This is a genomic window from Streptococcus sp. GMD4S (assembly GCF_000296955.1).
Map to the genome: position 1 here is coordinate 1 of NZ_AJRE01000081.1, position 6,397 is coordinate 6,397.

Below are 6,397 nucleotides of genomic sequence, written 5' to 3' on the forward strand. Positions count from 1 at the left end.
CAAAGATTGAATTTGCTTGTAAGAAGAAAGAAAGTCTTTATAGCCAAAGTAAGTTTAAGTATGCGATTCGTTCCATGTTTGCAGGTGCTTTTCTAACATTTAGTACGGCTGCGGGTGCAGTTGGGGCTGACTTGATTAATAAGATCGCACCAGGCAGTGGACGCTTCCTCTTCCCATTCGTTTTTGCTTGGGGATTGGCCTACATTGTTTTCTTGAATGCTGAGCTAGTAACTTCAAATATGATGTTTTTGACAGCTGGTAGTTTCTTGAAAAAAATCTCATGGAGAAAAACAGCTGAGATTTTACTATACTGTACCTTATTCAACCTTATCGGAGCTTTGATAGCAGGTTGGGGCTTTGCCCACTCAGCAGCCTATGCAAATCTAACACATGATAGCTTCATTTCAGGGGGTGTTGAGATGAAGTTAGGTCGTTCCAATGAGCTAGTCTTGCTTGAAGGTATTTTAGCCAATATCTTTGTAAACATTGCCATTCTTTCATTCGTTTTGGTGAAAGACGGTGGCGCCAAACTTTGGCTTGTCTTATCAGCGATTTACATGTTTGTATTCTTAACAAACGAACACATTGCTGCGAACTTTGCTTCTTTTGCGATTGTTAAGTTTAGTGTTGCAGCTGATTCTATCGCAAACTTTGACATTCCGAACATCCTTCGTCACTGGGGTATAACCTTTGTCGGAAACTTTATCGGAGGAGGTCTCTTGATGGGCTTACCATACGCCTTCCTCAATAAAAACGAAGATACTTATGTCGATTAAAGAAATGAGCACGAGTTAATCGTGCTTTTTTGTTTGATGTGTATGACTAGTCATAGTTGTTCCTTATATCAAAATATAGAAAAACTGTATTGGAAAAGGCTAACCCAAGATGATACAATATACCTAATGAAGCTATTTGGAGGTCGTCTTATGACTCGTGATTTTAAATTTGAAACCCTACAATTGCATGCAGGGCAAGTCGTTGATCCAGCGACCAAGTCTCGTGCAGTACCGATTTATCAAACAACATCCTTCGTTTTTGATGACACGCAGGAGGGTGCAGATTTGTTTGCTTTGAGAAAACCAGGCAATATCTATACTCGTATCACAAATCCTACAACAGCAGCCTTTGAGGAAAGAATCGCTGCTCTTGAAGGTGGTGTTGGAGCACTAGCGACAGCATCTGGTATGGCTGCACTTACTTATACAATTCTTGCCCTTGCTCATGCGGGTGACCATGTGGTGGCTGCGTCAACTATTTACGGTGGGACTTTCAATCTCTTGAAAGAAACCCTTCCTCGTTATGGAATCACAACCACCTTTGTCGATGTGGATAATTTGGAGGAAGTAGAAGCAGCTATCGGTGACAATACCAAACTTGTCTTGATTGAAACCTTAGGGAATCCCTTGATTAACATTCCTGACTTGGAAAAATTGGCTGAGATTGCGCATAAACACCAGATTCCTCTCGTTTCTGACAATACTTTTGCCACACCATATTTGATTAACGTTTTCTCTCACGGTGTCGATATTTCAGTCCACTCAGCGACTAAGTTTATCGGTGGACATGGTACGACTATTGGAGGAGTGATTGTCGATAGCGGTCGTTTTGACTGGGCAGCTTCAGGGAAGTTCCCTCAATTTGTTGAGGAAGACCCAAGCTACCATAACTTGAGCTATACTCGTGACGTGGGTGCTGCAGCCTTTATTATCGCTGTTCGTGTTCAATTGCTTCGTGATACAGGTGCTGCCTTGTCACCATTTAATGCCTTTCTCTTGCTCCAAGGGCTTGAAACTCTCTCTCTTCGTGTTGAACGTCATGTGCAAAATGCAGAGAAAATTGTTGATTTCCTTGTCAACCATCCTAAGGTAGAAAAAGTCAACTATCCAAAACTTGCTGACAGTCCATATCATGCCTTGGCTGAGAAATATTTGCCAAAAGGTGTTGGTTCAATCTTTACCTTCCATGTCAAAGGTGGAGAGACAGAAGCACGCAAGGTCATTGATAATTTGGAAATCTTCTCTGACCTTGCAAACGTTGCAGATGCCAAATCTCTTGTTGTCCATCCTGCGACAACCACTCACGGTCAGTTGTCAGAAAAAGATCTAGAAGCAGCAGGTGTCACACCAAACCAAATCCGCTTGTCTATCGGTCTTGAAAATGTAGAGGATTTGATTGAAGATTTGCGTTTAGCCTTGGAAAAAGTATAAAGTAAGACAGATAAATAATTCGTAACTAATTATTAAATAAACTATATAAGGCTAGTACTATCTAGTCTTATATAGTTTATTTTGCTATAATAGTTTAAAATATGATTAGTATTATTGTTATGAGATTGTTAGAGAATATTAAGTAAACTTTAAGACGAACATAGAATCATTAAGAAAGGCAAGGAAACTACTTGTCTCTAAAAATTAACTTTCTTTTTCAACTCAAGAAGGTTTAGGGGATGGACGTTTGATTCAGGAATAGTAATAATAATCAAATGGAGCTAATCAGAATTAAATTATAGATGTAGAAGAAATTAGTCCTGAATTTGACTTATAAGATTCAGTTAAATCAATTAGTTTCAAATAAAATGAAAAATTTTTAAGAACTTAGAATGGTTGGAAAGTTTCCCGTTTTATCACTTAATGGTGTTGTGTTAAGAGTGATTATGTGAAATTGTTAAAAAGTAAAGTTTGATTTTGAAAAAAATAATTATAAATAAAAGGAGAAATTCTAAATGAGCCATTGCCATTCTGAACATAAAGAAATTAGTAATAATGTTCATACATTTTATATCGGATTTGATTTAGATGATTTTGGCAAGATTTCACAAGTAAAAAAGAAGTTTTATGACGAATTGTTTGACGACATTGCTTCTTTTGCTTTCGGATCACATAATGTAATGAAGAGAATCAAAGAACCTCAGGATATTTCTAAAGTTCAGAGGGAAGCATTGAGAAAAATGTATAATATACCAGAATTACAAGAAGCTAGTAGGTACTATCTTGAATCAGATTTAGTAGAGGATAAGTATCTTAAGCGTGGTGAGTTTGGAGAATTGCTTTTATATCATCTGCTACATGAATATTTTAATGCTGATGCTTTAATTTCAAAAATCTATTTCAAGGATAGCATGGGGCTACCAGCGCATGGTTTTGATGCAGTTCACGTAGATTCTGATAATCAAATCTTGTGGATTGGAGAATCTAAATTATATTCTGAATCTAGTTCTGCTATTGATGCTTTGATGAAAGATTTAGAAGAACATTTTAGAATATCATTTTTTGATTCTGAGTTTGTTATTATAGAAAATCGTGTTCATGATAGCGACATAGAACTTGATGATTTTATGAAAAAATTAATTAATCCCCAAACAAAAGTTTTAGATAAACTTGCTAATATCAATATTGCATTATTTGCTGGATTTGATAGCAAGTCATTGCAAGAGTTTGAAGATGAAGAGTCATTTAAGAAAAAATTAGAATCAGAGATTAATATTTTAGAAAAAAAAGCGTTAAAAAAAATAGAAGAGCATCCGTGGAATGAGCATTTAAATATTTTTTTATTTTTATTTCCCATTGACAACAAAAAAGAATTTGTCAAAGATCTACATTTAAAATTAAAAGGGGCGCAGCAAGGATGAAAAATATTAAAGAAATTCTAAAATATTCTGAGTTAAAAAATTATGAAGAAAATTTTGAACTTATTAAATATATTTCTAGTATTATTGATACATCTGATGCTAGAAAAGTAATAATTCATATCTTAGATATTTGGGAAAATGTAAATAATAACGCAAAAGAAATGTGGATTGATTTGATTGGAAGAGCAGGATTTTATCCGTATTATATTGAAAAAGTTTGTCAAGAAGAGCAATTAACTCTGTCACTTCAGGATCAAATAAAAACAGAATTTTTTAAATCTGATTATCTTCCAAATATATATTTTCATCAACAGCAAAAAGAAATAGAAATAGCTTTATCCAATGGAAATAATATAGCTGTAAGCGCGCCAACTAGTTTTGGAAAAAGCTTACTTATCGAAGAGATTGTAGCAAGAAAACAATTCTGTAATATCTTAATTATACAACCAACTCTTGCATTAATTGATGAAACAAGAAAAAAACTATCAAAGTATAAAGGAGATTATAATTTAATAATTAATACTCGTCAAATAGTTCTTGAGAAAAATATTTTTATTTTAACAGCTGAACGAGTGTTAGAATTTCCAAATCTTCCCAATATAGATTTTTTTGTCATTGATGAATTTTATAAAATTTGTAATCGTCTAAATGATAGTAGAATTGATTCTTTGAATGTTGCGTTATTAAGAGTTATGAAACATAATACCCAAGCAATGTTCTTAACTCCTACTGTAGATTCTTTATCGGAGGCTTTCCGAGAAAGGTATAAAGTTGCTTTTTTTAAAACAGATTATGCTTTAGTAAATACTAATGTCATCGAGGTTAGGAATAGAAATAATAATTTATTATCTGGTAACTCTAAAAAAAATAAATTATTTAAAATGCTATATAAACAAGAAGAATCAAGTATTGTATATGTAAAATCTCCGAATGAAGCCTATAAACTTGCCAAAGAATATGTAGACTATTTACGCAAGAATAAGATTGAGACTGAAAATAAAAAATTAGATATATTTGAATGGATTGATAATAATATATCTCCTAATTGGCAATTAAAAGAAATGTTAGAACATGGTGTAGGGGCACACAACGGAGCACTCCCAAGGCATGTAGTAACTTCAGAAATTGATTTATTTAATAAAAAGAAAATTAAAGTACTTTTTGCAACGGTTTCATTGATTGAAGGCGTGAACACAGTTGCGAAAAATATGTTTGTATATAGTCAACATAAAGGTGATAATAAAATTGACTTTTTTGATTTTGCAAATATACGTGGTCGGGCTGGTAGAATGAATGAACATTTCACTGGAAATGTTTATGTGTTTATTGATGAAATTGCAGATGAACATCTCACTATTGATGTACCTAGTGTTGATCAGAATCCTGTGTCAGATGAAATTTTAATTAATATTTCAAGTAACGAAGTGAAAGATATTGAACGAAAACAGAGATTAGAAGATGGTTTAGATAATGAAATCTTAGAAATTATTAAGAATAATCTTATTTCAGTAGAAGGTCAGAAGTCTTTGTATCGCTTTATAGAAAAAGAGCAAAAAACTGGTGGAATAGATTATTTAAGGTGGGATGGTATACCTAGTTATGATAAATTATGGCAAACTCTTTACTTAGGATATAAATTTTTGAAATCAAATGATAGAATCGGTTTTGTACAAAGTAGAGCTGTAATGTCGCTTAAATTTGTCAATCTATCATTAAGAAAAGTTATTGAAGAACAGTATAAATACTATTTGTCTGAAAAAAGAAAAGATCCTTTAAATAGTGCCATTGATTTTGTTTTGAAATTTCAAAAAACAGAAGCTGGGTACGAAATACCTAAAATTTTATCTGTGATTGATTCTATACAAAGACATGTATTCGATAAATTAGGTTTGCCTGCTGGGGACTATTCTGTATTTGCCTCTTTATTAGAGAATGAACAGATTGATGAAAGATTACAATTTTTAATTGATTATGGTGTACCAAGCTCAGCTGTAAAAAAAATTAGAAATATACCTGATAATCTTATTGAAGATTCTCATATAATACAATATCTAAGAAGAAATTTATCTCTTATAATTAGGAATTTGATTCCTTATGAAGCAAATTTATTAGAAGAAGCAATACGGTAGATATGAAAAAGACCCTAAAGAAGTAGATTAGGTATATTTTATTTTGAATAACACGAGGTACCCCCTATGAACGAAATCAAATGCCCCAACTGTGGGGAAGTCTTTACAGTAAATGAGAGTCAGTATGCCGAACTCTTGTCTCAAGTGAGAACGGCAGAATTTGATAAGGAACTGCACGATCGCATGAAGCAGGAGCTAGCCTTGGCTGAGCAAAAGGCTATGAATGAGCAACAGATTAAACTAGCTCAAAAAGACCAAGAAATCGCGCAACTGCAGAGTCAAATCCAAAACTTTGATACAGAGCAAGAGTTGGCTAAGAAAGAGGTTGAACAGACAAGTCATCAGGCCTTATTAGCAAAGGACAAGGAAGTGCAGGCCTTGGAAAACCAATTGGCGACCTTGCGTTTAGAGCATGAAAACCAACTGCAAAAGACTCTCTCTGATTTAGAAAGAGAGCGTGATCAGGTCAAAAACCAGCTCCTCTTGCAGGAAAAGGAAAATGAGTTATCTTTGGCTTCTGTTAAGCAAAATTACGAAGCTCAGCTCAAGGCAGCTAGTGAACAGGTCGAGTTCTATAAGAATTTCAAAGCCCAACAATCCACAAAAGCTATCGGGGAAAGTTTGGAACAGTATGCAGAGA

5 protein-coding genes are annotated in these 6,397 nt (G+C 33.9%); all 5 read left to right on the forward strand.

Annotated features, from left to right (window positions below):
- The coding region (locus GMD4S_RS06585; protein WP_000585779.1) for a formate/nitrite transporter family protein at window positions 1-776 on the forward strand (776 nt) is incomplete at its 5' end.
- A gap of 150 nt (window positions 777-926) precedes the next feature.
- The gene (locus tag GMD4S_RS06590) at window positions 927-2,207 is read left to right on the forward strand and encodes an O-acetylhomoserine aminocarboxypropyltransferase/cysteine synthase family protein (protein WP_000196304.1); all 1,281 of its coding nucleotides are present in this window, start codon (window positions 927-929) and stop codon (window positions 2,205-2,207) included.
- A 515-nt stretch (window positions 2,208-2,722) separates the two neighbouring features.
- Window positions 2,723-3,628, forward strand: a complete 906-nt coding sequence (locus tag GMD4S_RS06595; protein WP_000017579.1) for a HamA C-terminal domain-containing protein — start codon at window positions 2,723-2,725, stop codon at window positions 3,626-3,628.
- Entirely contained in the window at window positions 3,625-5,757 is a 2,133-nt protein-coding gene (locus GMD4S_RS06600) for a DEAD/DEAH box helicase (RefSeq protein ID WP_000789573.1), read from the forward strand. The genes GMD4S_RS06595 and GMD4S_RS06600 overlap by 4 nt, the downstream gene beginning before the upstream one ends.
- A 66-nt stretch (window positions 5,758-5,823) precedes the next feature.
- The coding region (locus tag GMD4S_RS06605) for a DUF2130 domain-containing protein (protein WP_001002598.1) at window positions 5,824-6,397 on the forward strand (574 nt) is incomplete at its 3' end.